Annotated in this window: 10 protein-coding genes; 5 read left to right on the top strand and 5 right to left on the bottom strand. The window is 63.2% G+C overall.

Going from position 1 to position 15,039, the window contains the following annotated elements:
* Positions 1-138: 138 nt before the first annotated feature.
* A complete protein-coding gene (locus FQ668_RS19375) occupies positions 139-1,821 on the top strand; it encodes an AMP-binding protein (protein WP_019438083.1) in 1,683 nt (560 codons plus the stop codon).
* Positions 1,822-2,039: 218 nt separating this feature from the next.
* Here the strand turns inward: FQ668_RS19375 and FQ668_RS28610 are convergent, their stop codons facing one another.
* A complete protein-coding gene (locus FQ668_RS28610; RefSeq protein ID WP_003251307.1) occupies positions 2,040-2,201 on the bottom strand; it encodes a hypothetical protein in 162 nt (53 codons plus the stop codon).
* Positions 2,202-2,340: 139 nt separating this feature from the next.
* Between FQ668_RS28610 and FQ668_RS19370 the strand changes: the two genes are divergently transcribed.
* The 3 genes from FQ668_RS19370 to glgB all read left to right on the top strand — a co-directional run bounded on the left by FQ668_RS19370 (position 2,341) and on the right by glgB (position 10,061).
* The gene (locus FQ668_RS19370; protein ID WP_019438082.1) at positions 2,341-4,359 is read left to right on the top strand and encodes an alpha-1,4-glucan--maltose-1-phosphate maltosyltransferase; all 2,019 of its coding nucleotides are present in this window, start codon (positions 2,341-2,343) and stop codon (positions 4,357-4,359) included.
* A gap of 165 nt (positions 4,360-4,524) precedes the next feature.
* The gene (gene treS / locus FQ668_RS19365) at positions 4,525-7,854 is read left to right on the top strand and encodes a maltose alpha-D-glucosyltransferase (protein WP_019438081.1); all 3,330 of its coding nucleotides are present in this window, start codon (positions 4,525-4,527) and stop codon (positions 7,852-7,854) included.
* Positions 7,851-10,061 (top strand): 1,4-alpha-glucan branching protein GlgB, encoded by a 2,211-nt coding sequence (glgB, locus tag FQ668_RS19360; RefSeq protein WP_014590342.1) that lies wholly within the window; start codon positions 7,851-7,853, stop codon positions 10,059-10,061. Before treS ends, glgB begins: the two co-directional genes overlap by 4 nt.
* Positions 10,062-10,168: 107 nt before the next feature.
* On the opposite strand, the gene FQ668_RS19355 is transcribed toward glgB, so the two are convergent.
* Positions 10,169-11,245, bottom strand: coding sequence for an autotransporter outer membrane beta-barrel domain-containing protein (locus FQ668_RS19355; protein ID WP_014590343.1), 1,077 nt, complete (start codon positions 11,243-11,245; stop codon positions 10,169-10,171).
* A gap of 188 nt (positions 11,246-11,433) precedes the next feature.
* Between FQ668_RS19355 and FQ668_RS29060 the strand changes: the two genes are divergently transcribed.
* On the top strand, positions 11,434-11,559 hold the full coding sequence (locus FQ668_RS29060; protein WP_256677223.1) for a hypothetical protein: 126 nt from the start codon (positions 11,434-11,436) through the stop codon (positions 11,557-11,559).
* Between the two features lie 3 nt (positions 11,560-11,562).
* Here the strand turns inward: FQ668_RS29060 and FQ668_RS19350 are convergent, their stop codons facing one another.
* The 3 genes from FQ668_RS19350 to FQ668_RS19340 all read right to left on the bottom strand — a co-directional run bounded on the left by FQ668_RS19350 (position 11,563) and on the right by FQ668_RS19340 (position 15,035).
* Complete coding sequence (locus FQ668_RS19350; RefSeq protein ID WP_003251297.1) at positions 11,563-12,357, bottom strand: endonuclease/exonuclease/phosphatase family protein; 795 nt, start codon at positions 12,355-12,357, stop codon at positions 11,563-11,565.
* A 121-nt stretch (positions 12,358-12,478) separates the two neighbouring features.
* Positions 12,479-14,632 (bottom strand): glycogen debranching protein GlgX, encoded by a 2,154-nt coding sequence (glgX, locus tag FQ668_RS19345; protein ID WP_019437494.1) that lies wholly within the window; start codon positions 14,630-14,632, stop codon positions 12,479-12,481.
* A 136-nt stretch (positions 14,633-14,768) separates the two neighbouring features.
* The gene (locus FQ668_RS19340) at positions 14,769-15,035 is read right to left on the bottom strand and encodes a DUF2934 domain-containing protein (RefSeq protein ID WP_019437010.1); all 267 of its coding nucleotides are present in this window, start codon (positions 15,033-15,035) and stop codon (positions 14,769-14,771) included.
* Between the last annotated feature and the right edge of the window lie 4 nt (positions 15,036-15,039).

The following is a 15,039-nucleotide window of genomic DNA, read 5'->3' as shown; positions in this document are numbered from 1 at the left end:
TTCATCACCTTTACGTTAACGTAAACCTGCAGGGAGGCACTGTCAATCCACTCGTCACCTTTACGTAAACGTAAATCTGCGCCAGAGTATTCCCGCTTGCTTCAGCCGTGCCCAAAACAACCACAAGAAGGGACACCCATGAGTCAACCGAGCTATACCCGCGGTCGCCAGGACCGACCCTTGCTGACACAGACCATCGGCCAGGCCTTCGATGCCACCGTGGCCCGCTGTTGCGACAGCGAGGCCCTGGTGTCCCGCCACCAGGGCCTGCGTTACAGCTGGCGGCAGCTGGCCGAGCAGGTCGAAATACACGCCCGCGCCCTGATCGCACTGGGCGTGAACACCGGCGACCGTGTTGGCATCTGGTCGCCCAACTGCGCCCAGTGGTGCATCTTGCAGCTGGCCAGTGCCAAGGTCGGCGCCATCCTGGTCAACATAAACCCGGCCTACCGTGTGGGTGAGCTGGAATACGTGTTGCGCCAGTCCGGCTGCCGCTGGCTGGTCTGCGCTGAAGCCTTCAAGACATCTGATTACCACGCCATGCTGCAGGAGCTGGTGCCTGAGCTGGCCAGCGCCCGGCCTGGTGAGCTGGCCAGTGAATGCCTGCCCCAGTTGCGTGGCGTCATCAGCCTGGCCGCCAACCCGCCTGCCGGTTTCCTGCCCTGGCACGCACTGGCCGAGCGGGCAGGGCAGACGTCTGCCGAAGCCTGCACAGCCCGTCAGCAAAGCCTGCAATTCGACCAGCCGGTAAACATCCAGTACACCTCCGGCACCACCGGTGCGCCCAAAGGTGCCACGCTCAGTCACTACAACATCCTCAACAACGGTTTCATGGTGGGAGAAAGCCTTGGCCTGACAGCCTGCGACCGCATGGTGATCCCGGTGCCGCTGTACCACTGTTTCGGCATGGTCATGGCCAACCTCGGTTGCATCACCCACGGCAGCACCATGATCTACCCCAACGACGCCTTCGACGCCGAGCTCACCCTGCGCGCCGTGGCCGAGGAGCGTGCCAGCATCCTGTACGGCGTGCCGACCATGTTCATCGCGATGCTTGATCACCCCTCGCGTGCGCAGATGGACCTGTCGACCCTGCGCAGCGGCATCATGGCCGGCGCTACCTGCCCGATCGAAGTGATGCGCCGGGTCATCGACCAGATGCACATGGCAGAAGTGCAGATCGCCTACGGCATGACCGAAACCAGCCCGGTGTCACTGCAGACTGGCCCGGACGACGACCTGGAGCTGCGCGTGACCACCGTCGGGCGCACCCAGCCGCAGCTGGAAAACAAACTGGTGGACGCCGATGGCTGCATCGTCCCGCGCGGTGAGATTGGCGAGCTGTGCACCCGCGGCTACAGCGTGATGCTGGGCTACTGGGACAACCCCCAGGCCACGTCGGATGCCATCGACCCGGCTGGCTGGATGCATTCGGGTGACCTGGCGGTGATGGACGAGCAGGGCTATGTGCGCATCGTCGGGCGCAACAAGGACATGATCATTCGCGGCGGCGAGAACATTTATCCGCGTGAGCTGGAAGAGTTTTTCTACACCCACCCGGCGGTGGCCGATGCGCAGGTGATCGGCATTCCGTGTAGCCGCTATGGCGAAGAGATCGTCGCCTGGATCAAGCTGCACCCGGGGCACAGCGCCACGGTCGAGGAGCTGCAGGGCTGGTGCAAGGCACGCATTGCCCACTTCAAGGTGCCGCGGTATATCCGCTTCGTCGACGAGTACCCGATGACAGTGACGGGGAAGGTGCAAAAGTTCCGGATGCGTGAGATCAGTGTGGCGGAGATTGCAGCTGCATCTGCGGGTTGATGTGCTGGCGCGGCCGGCCTCTTCGCGGGTAAACCCGCTCCTACACAGGGACAGCGCCGCATTCAAGGCCGGCACGGTCCCTGTGTAGGAGCGGGTTTACCCGCGAAGAGGCCGGCCCGATCAATGCAAGATCTTCACCTTGCCAAGCACCCGGTCATCCTCAACCTTTCAATGGAGCAGCGGACATTAGCTGTTCACGCCGATGGCGTGGTCTACCCTTAAGCCTTCACCGGTGGCTCCTGGCTCGGCGGGTCGCCCACTGTCGGCGGTACGGTCGGCTTGATCGGCAGCTCGTCCGGGTCTTCTTCCGGTACGGGTGGTGGCAAGCTGGGGTCGTCGATATTGGGATCGGGTGTCTCCGGTGGAATGGGAATGTTCATGGCCTGACCTCGCGTGGGTGGGTGAAGAGGTGCTGTAGGCTCTGACCGCTGGCAGCTGCCGTTCGCTCAATTATTTTGAACCCCGCGCCTGTGCCCGGCTCTGAACCCTTACCGCCACCAGCCTGAGGGAGCAAGGTCGATGTCACGAAACGAGCCCTTTGAAAGCGTGCCCATGGCGAACGATCACCCGGACCAGGCCATTAGCCTTGCCCAGGCGCTGTTGGCGCCACGCATCGTGATCGAAGACACCCAACCCGTGCTCGACGCCGGCAGCTTCGCCGCCAAGGCCGTCAGCGGCCAGCCCGTGACAGTCAGCACCAAGGCGTACAGCGACGGCCACGAACGCCTGGCGGTGATGCTCAACTGGCGCCAGGCCCACAGCAGGCGCTGGCATTGTGTGCCGATGCAGTCGGCGGGCAACGACCTGTGGCAGGCCGAATTCACCCCCACCGAGCTGGGCCCGCACCGGTTCAGTATCGAGGCCTGGATCGACCCGTTTGCCACCTATTGCCACGATCTGGAGAAGAAGTACCACGCCGGCGTCGAGGTCAAACTGGAGCTGGAAGAAGGCCGTTTGATGCTGGGCAAAGGCATCGAGCTGTGCAGCGGCGCCCTGCGCGAGGAGCTCGAGGCAGTGCAGAACCGCCTGGCCACCCTCAGTACCGATGATCAGGTGGCCGTGTTTCTCGACCCGACCACCGCCCGCCTGATGGGCGAAGCCGAACACCGCAGCTACCTGACCCGCAGCCCTGATTTCCCCCTTGATGTCGACCGCCCGGCCGCCCTGTTCGCCAGCTGGTACGAGCTGTTCCCGCGCTCGATTACCGACGACCCGCAGCGTCACGGCACCTTCAACGACGTGCACGAACGGCTGCCGATGATCCGCGACATGGGCTTCGACGTACTGTACTTCCCGCCCATCCACCCCATCGGCATGCAGCATCGCAAGGGCCGCAACAACGCCCTCAAGGCCGAGCCGGGCGACCCGGGCAGCCCTTATGCCATCGGCAGCCCGGAGGGTGGCCACGATGCCATTCACCCGCAACTGGGCAGCCGCGATGACTTCCGTCGACTGGTGGCTGCGGCGGCGGAACACGGCCTGGAAATTGCCCTCGATTTCGCCATCCAGTGCTCTCAGGACCACCCCTGGCTCAAGGAGCACCCGGGCTGGTTCAGCTGGCGCCCGGACGGCACCATCCGCTACGCCGAAAACCCGCCGAAAAAGTACCAGGACATCGTCAACGTCGATTTCTATGCGCCAGAGGCCGTGCCTTCGTTGTGGCTCGCCCTGCGCGATGTGGTGGTCGGCTGGGTCGAGGAGGGCGTCAAGACCTTCCGCGTCGACAACCCGCACACCAAGCCGTTGCCGTTCTGGCAATGGCTGATCGCCAATGTGCGCAGCCAGCACCCCGACGTCATCTTCCTCGCCGAAGCCTTTACCAAACCGGCGATGATGGCGCGCCTGGGCAAGGTCGGCTACGCACAGAGCTATACCTATTTCACCTGGCGTAACCACAAGCAGGAGCTGCGCGAATATTTCGAGCAGCTCAACCAGCCGCCGTGGAGCCAGTGCTACCGGCCCAACTTCTTCGTCAATACACCGGACATCAACCCGTTTTTCCTGCACACCTCAGGCCGCGCAGGTTTCCTTATCCGTGCCGCGCTGGCGACCATGGGCTCAGGCTTGTGGGGCATGTATTCGGGCTTCGAGCTGTGCGAGGGCACGCCGTTGCCGGGCAAGGAGGAGTACCTGGATTCGGAGAAGTACGAAATCCGTCCACGCGATTTCACCCAGCCCGGCAACATCATCGCCGAGATCGCCCAGCTCAACCGTATTCGCCGGCAGAACCGCGCCTTGCAAACCCACCTGGGCGTGGCCTTCTTCAATTGCTGGAACGACAACATTCTGTACTTCGCCAAGCGTACGCCCGAGCGTGACAACTACATCCTGGTGGCCGTCAGCCTCGACCCGCACAACGCCCAGGAGGCGCACTTCGAATTGCCACTGTGGGAGTTGGGGCTGGACGACAACGCCGAAACCCAGGGTGAAGACCTGATGAACGGCCACCGCTGGTCCTGGTACGGCAAGACCCAATGGATGCGCATAGAGCCCTGGCACCTGCCGTTCGGCATCTGGCGCATCGAGAAAGCCCGTTAACAAGGCTCAGACTGTGCCCCCCGTAGGAGCGGGTTTACCCGCGAACACCGGCGAAGCCGGTGCCATGCACCTCGGCACCGCGCTGTCATCTTCGCGGGTAAACCCGCTCCTACGGGGGATCGAGCAAGCTCGGATGTCTGTGCATGCAATTGAAAGGAGTCGCACATGGCCAAGCGTTCCCGCCCGGCAGCCTTCATCGACGACCCGCTGTGGTACAAGGACGCCGTCATCTACCAACTGCACATCAAGTCGTTCTTCGACTCGAACAATGACGGCATCGGCGACTTCGCCGGGCTGATCAGCAAGCTCGACTATATCGCCGAGCTGGGCGTCAACACCCTGTGGCTGCTGCCGTTCTATCCCTCGCCACGCCGTGACGACGGCTACGACATTGCCGAATACAAGGCCGTGCACCCCGACTACGGCAGCATGGCCGACGCCCGCCGTTTCATCGCCGAGGCCCACAAGCGCGGCCTGCGGGTGATCACCGAGCTGGTCATCAACCACACCAGCGACCAGCACCCGTGGTTCCAGCGCGCCCGCCACGCCAAGCGCGGCAGCAAGGCGCGCGAGTTCTACGTGTGGTCGGACGACGACCAGAAGTACGACGGCACGCGCATCATCTTCCTCGACACCGAAAAGTCCAACTGGACCTGGGACCCGGTCGCCGGCCAGTACTTCTGGCACCGGTTCTACTCCCACCAGCCGGACCTCAACTTCGACAACCCGCAGGTGCTCAAGGCGGTGATCGGCGTCATGCGCTTCTGGCTGGACCTGGGTGTAGATGGCCTGCGGCTGGACGCGATCCCTTACCTGATCGAGCGCGACGGCACCAACAACGAAAACCTTGTCGAAACCCACGACGTGCTCAAGGCGATCCGCGCCGAGATCGATGCCAACTACCCCGATCGCATGCTGCTGGCCGAAGCCAACCAGTGGCCGGAAGACACGCGCCCGTACTTCGGCGAGGGCGACGGCGACGAATGCCATATGGCCTTCCACTTTCCGTTGATGCCGCGCATGTACATGGCCTTGGCCATGGAAGACCGCTTCCCTATCACCGACATCCTGCGCCAGACCCCGGAAATCCCGGCCAACTGCCAGTGGGCGATCTTTTTGCGCAACCATGATGAACTGACCTTGGAAATGGTCACCGACCGCGAGCGTGATTACCTGTGGAACTATTACGCCGAAGACCGCCGAGCGCGCATCAACCTAGGCATTCGCCGGCGCCTGGCGCCCCTGCTGCAGCGTGACCGTCGGCGCATAGAGCTGCTGACCAGCCTGCTGTTGTCGATGCCCGGCACGCCAACCCTGTATTACGGCGACGAACTGGGTATGGGCGACAATATCTATCTGGGTGACCGCGATGGCGTTCGCACACCCATGCAGTGGTCGCCAGACCGCAACGGCGGTTTTTCCCGCGCCGACCCGCAGCGCCTGGTGCTGCCGCCGATCATGGACCCGCTCTACGGTTACCAGACCGTCAACGTCGAGGCGCAAAGCCACGATCCGCATTCGCTGCTGAACTGGACCCGGCGCATGCTGGCGGTGCGCAAGCAGCAGAAGGCCTTTGGTCGCGGCAGCCTGCGCACCCTCACACCCAGCAACCGGCGCATCCTTGCCTATATCCGCGAGTACACCGACGCCGACGGCAATACCGAGGTCATCCTCTGCGTGGCCAACGTGTCCCGCGCCGCCCAGGCTGCCGAACTCGAATTGTCACAATACGCCGACAAAGTACCGGTGGAGATGCTGGGTGGCAGCGCGTTCCCGCCAATCGGCCAACTGCCGTTTCTGCTGACCTTGCCACCTTATGCGTTCTACTGGTTCCTGCTGGCCAGCCGCGATCGCATGCCCAGCTGGCACATCCAGCCCACCGAGGGGTTACCCGAATTGACCACATTGGTACTGCGCAAGCGCATGGAAGAACTGCTGCAAGCCCCCGCAAGCGATACGCTGCAAAGCACCATCCTGCCGCAGTACCTGCCCAAGCGCCGCTGGTTCGCCGGCAAGGAAGGGCCGATCGATGCCGTGCGCCTGTGTTACGGCGTGCGTTTCGGCACCGCCACCACGCCGGTGTTGCTCAGCGAAATCGAGGTGCTCAGTGACGGCACGGCCACCCGCTACCAGCTGCCGTTCGGCCTGCTGCGTGAGGAACAGATTCATACCGCGCTGCCGCAGCAGCTGGCGTTGTCGCGGGTGCGCCGTGCCCACCAGGTTGGCTTGATTACAGACGCCTTCGTCCTCGAGCCGTTCATTCACGCCGTGATGCAGGCCTGCCAGGATGGCCTGCGTCTGCCGTGTGGCGACGGTGAGGACGGTGAGGGTGAATTGCGCTTCGAATGCACAGAGCAACTGGCCGGCCTGGCGCTCGACGAGGAGAGCGAAGTGCGCTACCTCAGCGCCGAGCAGTCCAACAGTTCGGTGGTCATCGGCGACCGCGTGGTGCTCAAGCTGATCCGCCGGGTCAACCCGGGTATCCATCCAGAGCTGGAAATGAGTGCCTACCTGACCGCCGCCGGTTTTGCCAATATCTCGCCGCTGCTGGCCTGGGTCAGCCGGGTGGACGAGCAACACGCGCCGCACCTGCTGATGATTGCCCAAGGTTACCTGAGTAACCAGGGCGACGCCTGGGGCTGGACTCAGAACACGCTGGAAAGGGCCATCCGCGACCAGATGGAGCCCACCCGCAACGACGCCGAAGCGCACACTGACGCCCTGGCCGAACTCAGCGGCTTTGCGGCCTTGCTTGGCCAGCGCCTGGGCGAGATGCACCTGCTGCTGGCCGCACCCACCGAAGACCCGGCCTTCCAGCCGCGCCCCAGCGATGCGCAGGACAGCGAGCGCTGGTGTGTACAGATCAGCACTGAACTGACCCACGCCCTCGACCTGCTGGCCCAGCACCGTGACACCTTAGACCGCGACAGCCAGGCCTTGGTCGACGACCTGCAGCAACAGCGTGACGGCCTGGCCCAGCACATCGACACCCTGAGCAAGCAGGCTCAGGGGGGCCTGCTGATGCGTGTACACGGCGACCTGCATCTGGGCCAGGTGCTGGTGGTGCAGGGGGATGCCTACCTCATCGATTTTGAAGGCGAACCCGCCCGGCCCCTTGAAGAGCGCCGGGCAAAACACAGCCCCTACAAGGATGTCAGCGGCGTGCTGCGATCCTTCGACTATGCTGCTGCGATGATCTTGCGCAGCGCGTCTGCGGTGGACCTTTCCGAACCGGCGCGGCAAGCCCGGCAGCGGGTTGCCCGGCAGTACCTGCACCAGTCCCGGCATGCCTTTGTCGAAGCCTATGGCCTGGCCACTGCCGCCATGCCCCACGCCTGGCAGCACGCCGAGGGCGAGCGCGCGGCGCTGGAGCTGTTCTGCCTGGAAAAAGCCGCCTACGAGATTACATACGAAGCCGAAAACCGTCCGAGCTGGCTGGCCGTGCCTTTGCATGGTCTGCATGGACTGATCAGTACCTGGGGAGAGTCAGAATGAACGTTACAACGCGTGAAAACGGTGGCCTTCGGCAACGGGACCTCGACGCCCTGGCCCGCGCCGAACACGCCGATCCTTTTGCGGTACTCGGCCCCCACGGCGACGGCGCAGGCGGGCAGCTGGTCCGCGCCTTTCTGCCCAATGCCCTGAAAGTGCACATTCAGGCCCGGGAGGACGGGCGAGTCCTTGCCGAAATGGAGCAGGGCAGCCTGCCCGGGTTGTTCAGCGCGCACCTCGATAAGGCACAGCCCTATCAGCTTCACATCGTCTGGGCCGGTGGCGAGCAGGTTACCGAAGACCCCTACAGCTTTGGCCCGCAATTGGGAGACATGGACCTTCACTTGTTCGCGGAAGGCAATCACCGCGATTTGTCCGGGCGCTTCGGTGCCCAGCCGACTCAGGTCGATGGCATCGACGGCGTGTGTTTCTCGGTCTGGGCGCCGAATGCCCGGCGGGTGTCGGTGGTGGGTGATTTCAACAACTGGGATGGCCGCCGTCACCCCATGCGCCTGCGCCACGGTGCCGGGGTGTGGGAGCTGTTCATTCCGCGTCTGGGCGTGGGCGAAACCTACAAGTTCGAAGTACTCGGCAAGGACGGCATACTGCCGCTGAAGGCCGACCCGCTGGCCCGTGCCACCGAGCTGCCGCCGAGCACGGCGTCCAAGGTAGCCGGTGAACTCAGCCACGCCTGGCAGGACCATGACTGGATGGCGCAACGCGCCCAGCGCCATGCCTACAACGCGCCGTTGTCGATCTACGAGCTGCACCCAGGGTCATGGCGCTGCGAGCTGGACGAAGCGGGGGAAATCGGGCGTTTCTACAATTGGCGCGAACTGGCCGAGCGGCTGGTGCCCTATGTGCAGGAACTGGGCTTTACCCACATCGAACTGCTGCCGATCATGGAGCACCCGTTCGGCGGCTCCTGGGGCTATCAACCACTGTCGATGTTCGCGCCCACCTCGCGCTATGGCAGTGCCGAGGATTTCGCCGCGTTCATCGACGCCTGCCACCAGGGAGGCATTGGTGTGCTGCTGGACTGGGTGCCGGCGCATTTTCCCACCGACGAACATGGCCTGGCGCGCTTCGATGGCACTGCGCTCTACGAATACGACAACCCCCTGGAGGGCTACCACCAGGACTGGAACACGCTGATCTACAACCTCGGGCGCAATGAAGTGCGCGGCTTCATGATGGCTTCGGCGCTGCACTGGTTGAAGCATTTCCACATCGACGGCCTGCGCGTCGATGCGGTGGCCTCGATGCTGTACCGCGACTACTCGCGCAAGGCTGGCGAATGGGTACCCAACCGCCACGGCGGGCGCGAGAACCTGGAAGCCATCGACTTCATCCGCCACCTTAACGGCGTGGCTGCCCACGAGGCCCCTGGCGCGCTGATCATCGCTGAAGAGTCCACCGCCTGGCCCGGGGTCAGTCAACCTACCCAACAGGGCGGCCTGGGTTTTGCCTACAAGTGGAACATGGGCTGGATGCACGACACCCTGCACTACATTCAGAACGACCCGGTGCACCGCACCTACCACCACAACGAGATGAGCTTCGGGCTGATCTATGCCTATTCCGAGCACTTCATCCTGCCCATTTCCCATGATGAGGTGGTGCACGGCAAGCATTCGCTGATCGACAAGATGCCCGGCGACCGCTGGCAGAAGTTCGCCAATCTGCGCGCCTACCTCACCTTCATGTGGGCACACCCGGGCAAGAAGCTGCTGTTCATGGGCTGCGAGTTCGGCCAGTGGCGTGAGTGGAACCACGACAGCGAACTGGACTGGTACCTGCTGCAGTATCCCGAGCACCAGGGCGTGCAGCGCCTGGTGGGTGACCTCAACCGCCTGTACCGCGAAGTGCCGGCGCTGCACGAGCAGGATTGCCAGCCGCAGGGCTTCCAGTGGCTGATCGGTGACGACGCACAGAACAGCGTGTACGCCTGGCTGCGCTGGAGCAGCAGCGGCGAGCCGGTGCTGGTGGTGGCCAACTTCACCCCGGTACCCCGTGAGGGCTACCGCATTGGCGTGCCGTTCGGCGAGCGTTGGCAGGAGTTGCTGAACAGTGATGCCGAGCTGTATGCCGGGTCGAACGTGGGTAATCTGGGGGCAGTGGCCAGTGAGCCAGTGGCCAGCCACGGGCAGCCATTATCGCTGGCCCTGAACCTGCCGCCGCTGGGGGTGTTGATCATGAAGCCCGCCTGATCGGTTGGCTGTGCTGGCCCCTTCGCGGGTAAACCCGCTCCTACACATACCGCACCCGGCGGTGACCCGTGTAGGAGCGGGTTTACCCGCGAAGAGGCCGGCCCTGCCTACCACCGCATCCGCACCCCAAGGCTGCCGATCAGCCCGTTCAGGTCATTGTCGTCCACATCACTGCTGTAATCGGCGCTGACGAACAAAGCAACCGAAGGCGTCACCCGCGCCACCAGCCCCAAGCCTAACTCCACCGTGGTCGAGTAGCGCGAACTGGAGATCTTGTCGACCTCGTCCAGCTTCACCTCATTGGCATTGCTGAAGTCATACCACACGTTGGTCCGCACATAGGGTTCGATGGGCATGCCGCGCACTTCGTAGCGCCCGGACAACTTGGCACCGACCCGGCCGCTCCAGCTCGGCTGGCTGTCAAAGGCTTGCAAGGTCTCTTCCTGCACCTGGTTGCCAGGGAAGAACTGCTGGTTGATCAACTGTGCCTGGGGCTCGATGACCCAGTTGCCACCCAGGCGGATCGGGTAACCGCCCTCTACCGAGAAGGTCATTGCGTGGCCACTGTCGTCCAGGCGCTGGCCGTTTTCGCCACGGCCCATCACGTCGATCCGCGAGCCCATGGCCACGGCATCCAGGTGCCAACCCTGTTCATGGGTCATGCTCCAGTACACCCCCAGGCTTTCACCGCTCAGGTTCACCGCTTTGCGCTGCTTGTCGCCCAGCAGAGGGCGCGCGCCTTTGAAGCTGCTTTGCAGGTTGTTGTGCCCCACGAAAATCCCAGCGCGGTGCACATCGCCTGCTGCTGTTTCACGCACGAACAGGTCCGGGCCGATCATCAGTTGCTGGCTGGGCGCCTCCAGCTGTGCCGGGGGCAGCGCGCGGCCGCGCGCACTGGTGGGGAAGAACTGCGCCCACTGACTGGCAATCAGGTCGGGTGCCGGCTGCTGGTGGCGTTCGCTCATCTGCTGCGAAAACGCATTGAGGGTGCCCAGACTCAACCCACTGGCACTGAGCGGGTCGAGCGACAGTTGCGCCTCCACGGGTTGCTGCAGAAAGCTGGGGGAGGTGGGGTCACCCTGCAGTTCGTACGCGATCGTTTCCACCGGGGTTGCCAGAAGCAGCGACGTGGAAACCGCGTAGAAAATGCCGTCGAAGCGCAAGGGGTTCGAGTTGCTTTTCATGGCGGATCTCCTTTGTTTTTGTGGTGCAGCCCGAGAGACCTGGCCTGTTGTCACGAGCTGTACGGCAAAAACAGTGGGCGACCCAAACCAGCACGCCAGCTATCGCAAACGCGCACGAAGGCGCGAGCTAGAGGCCCGGCGCAAGTTTTTTACAGCTTGGTACTGTTCAGCTAAGGAGAGGTCGCCGCTTGCGTCAAGAAAGCGTGAAGGAAGTGTTCAAAGTGCGTCGTAACGCTCAACCTGTTGTTTTATCGGTAAAAACAGCAGGGCATAGCGGGGATCGCTATTTGCCGTGCCGTGGCTATGAAGAATGATTGCTAAAGTCGCACTTCAACGGCCAGCGGGAGGTGATCTGACAGGTGTGACCAAGGTTTGTGCCCCAGAATCCGCGGCCCATGGCTTTCGGCATTACGCAGGTAAATGCGGTCCAGTCGCAGCAGTGGCAGGCGGGCAGGATAGGTGCGGGCGAGGTGGCCGTGGTGGCGTTCGAAGGCTTCGTGCAAGTCGCGTTGCAGGCCAAGGGTGCGGTTGCCATGGCTTTTCCAGTCGTTGAAGTCGCCGGCGATGATCACCGGGGCGTTGGCCGGCAGGGCGTCCAGCAGTTTACGCAGCAACTGCAGCTGCTTTTGCCGGTGGCTTTCCAGCAACGACAGGTGCACGCAGACCGCATGCACCTGGCCTTGCCCCGGCACCTCCAGCACACAGTGCAACAGGCCGCGGCGTTCGGGGCCGGTGATCGACACGTCCAGGTTGCGGTGCTCGATGATCGGGTATTTGGACAGCAACGCATTGCCGTGGTGGCCGTCAGGGTAGACCGCGTTGCGGCCATAGGCAAAGTCGCTCCACATGCTGTCGGCGAGGAATTCGTACTGCGAGGTCTGTGGCCAGCCGGGATAGCGCGCGGCGTGGCGGTCGTGGCTGCCTAGCACTTCCTGAAGGAAGACAATGTCGGCCTGGGTGCTGCGCACAGCCTCGCGCAGCTCTGGCAAGATAAAGCGCCGGTTGAAGGCGGTGAAGCCCTTGTGGGTGTTCACCGTCAGTACCCGCAGGCGTTTCACGGCTGGGGCCTGGCTGACGCTGGCGAAACCATTACTGCCGGCTTCGAGGCTCACAAATCCTCCTGAAAGTAACCCTGCCTTACTGTCGCCGCTAAAACCTGTGGCAGCGGGCATGCCCGCTCCCACAGGTATGGCGTAGCGATCAAAACGTAAGACCTGCCTGGGTTATCACGGTTCACTCATCGTCGCGCTGCAACACCATCAGCAGCATCGATCGGCCCTTCACCTCGAAGGTACTGTCGAACTGCAGGTGCTGCCCCTTGCGCAACTCCGGCCGGTCGGTATCGACCAGGCAGCTCCAGTAATCGCCTTCGGGCACGGCCGGCAGCTTGAATGGCACCACGTCATGGTGGGCATTGACGATCAGCAGCACGGTGGCCTCGGCACCTGGCCGGGCAATACCGCTGACCTGTGCCCGACCATCTATCAGCATGCCCAGGCAACGCCCGTGTGGGTCTTCCCATTGCTCAACACTCATCTCGTTGCCATCGGGAGCCAGCCAAGTCACGTCCTTGACCCCAATTGCCTCATTGTAGTCACCCACCAGGAAGCGTGACCGGCGCAGCACCGGGTAGGCCAGGCGCAGGCGGGTCAGGCGTTTGACGAAAGCCAGCAGCTCCTGGCCTTCCTCGTCCAGGTCCCAGTTCACCCAGCCGATCTCGCTGTCCTGGCAGTAGGCATTGTTGTTGCCGTGCTGGGTGCGGCTGAATTCGTCACCTGCAACGATCATTGGCGTGCCCTGGGCCAGCAGCAGGGTGGCGAAGTAGTTGCGCATCTGGCGCATGCGCAGGGCATTGATCCCCGGGTCGTCGGTCGGCCCTTCGACGCCGCAGTTCCAGGACAGGTTGTTGTCGGTGCCGTCCTGGTTATTTTCGTCGTTGTCTTCGTTGTGCTTGTGGTTGTAGGACACCAGGTCGCGCAGGGTGAAACCATCGTGGGCGGTGATGAAGTTGACCGAGGAATAGGGCCGGCGCCCGCGGTTGTTGAACATGTCGCCCGAGGCGGTCAAGCGGGCGGCAAAATCGGCCAACTGGCCTTCGTCACCTTTCCAGAAGGCGCGTGCGGTATCGCGGAAGCGGTCGTTCCATTCCGCCCAGCCCGGGGCGAAGTTGCCTACCTGGTAGCCGCCGGGGCCGCAGTCCCATGGTTCGGCAATCAGCTTGACCTGGCTCAGCATCGGGTCCTGGCGGCAGGCGACCAGGAAGCCATGACGCTCGCTGTAGCCATCGTGGTAACGGCCAAGGATGGTCGCCAGGTCGAAGCGAAAGCCATCCACGTGCATTTCGCCGGCCCAGTAGCGAAGCGAGTCGGTAACCAACTGCAGCACGCAGGGGTGGCTCAGGTCCAGGGTGTTGCCGGTGCCGGAGTCGTTGATGTAGTAGCGCTTGTCGTCCGGCATCAGGCGGTAGTACGAGGCGTTGTCGATGCCGCGCATCGACAGGGTCGGGCCGCGTTCGTTGCCTTCGGCGGTGTGGTTGTAGACCACGTCCAGGATCACCTCGAGCCCGGCGTCGTGCAGGTGCGCGACCATCTCCTTGAACTCGGCGATCTTGCCGCTGGCCAGGTAGCGCGGGTGTGGGGCGAAAAAGGCGATGCTGTTGTAGCCCCAGTAGTTGTTCAGGCCCTTGTCCAGCAGGTGCTGGTCGTTGACGAAGGCGTGAATCGGCAGCAGCTCGATGCTCGACACGCCAAGGTCCTTGATGTGTTTGAGCAACTCGTCGTTGGCCAGGCCTGCGAAGGTGCCGCGCAGTTTTTCAGGCACAGCCGGGTGGCGCATGCTGATGCCGCGGGCATGCGCTTCATAGATGATCGTGCGCTCCCATGGGATCTGCACGCGCTGGTCGCGGCCCCAGGTGAACGCCGGGTCGATGACTTTGCATTTGGGCACGAAAGGCGCGCTGTCGCGCTCGTCGAACGACAGGTCACCGTCGGGGTGGCCGATGGTGTAGCCGAACAGTGCCTCGGACCATTTCAGGCTGCCGACCAGTTGCTTGGCGTACGGGTCGATCAGCAGTTTGTTGGGGTTGAAGCGGTGGCCGTTTTCCGGCTCGTAGGGGCCATACACCCGGTAGCCATAGACCAGGCCGGGGTGAGCGTCGGGGAGGTAGCCATGGTAGATCTCATCGGTGTATTCGGGCAGCTCTATGCGCTCGATTTCCTGTTCGCCGGTGGAGTCGAACAGGCACAGCTCGACCTTGGTGGCGTTGGCCGAGAAGAGGGCGAAGTTGACCCCAAGGCCATCCCAGGTGGCGCCGAGGGGGAAGGGCATGCCTTCGCGGATGCGCGATGGTGCGACCGAGCGGGTTTTCTTTGGGGTGCGGGGGCTCATGACGATCCTCGAGTGGCCGTGATGGAAGGGGAATCGGGCTGTCCTGCATGGGCCTCTTCGCGGGTAAACCCGCTCCTGCATGCACCTGTGATGAACCTGTAGGAGCGGGTTTACCCGCGAAGAGGCCAGGACAGGTTTAACTGGCAGTAGGCTTTTTCACCGCCCGGGGCTTTTTCGCTGCAGCGGGTTTAACCCCCGGCAGGGCAGCCGCCTTGGGTTCGGCAGGCGGCTTCGGCTTGGCCGCTGCTTTCTTGCGCGGGGCTGCCTTGGGCGCCAGCGCTTCGGCCTCGGCCAGCTTGCGGGCCATTTCCCAGTGGCGTTCTTCCTCCCCTACGGGCTTACCTTCGGATTCCCAGATCTGGTAGGCAAATTCGCGAATACGCTTTTCATCGACACTCATCATGACG

The organism is Pseudomonas sp. Kh14 (genome assembly GCF_900291005.1).
GTDB lineage: Bacteria > Pseudomonadota > Gammaproteobacteria > Pseudomonadales > Pseudomonadaceae > Aquipseudomonas > Aquipseudomonas alloputida.
This window is presented reverse-complemented; position numbering and strand designations above follow the sequence as displayed.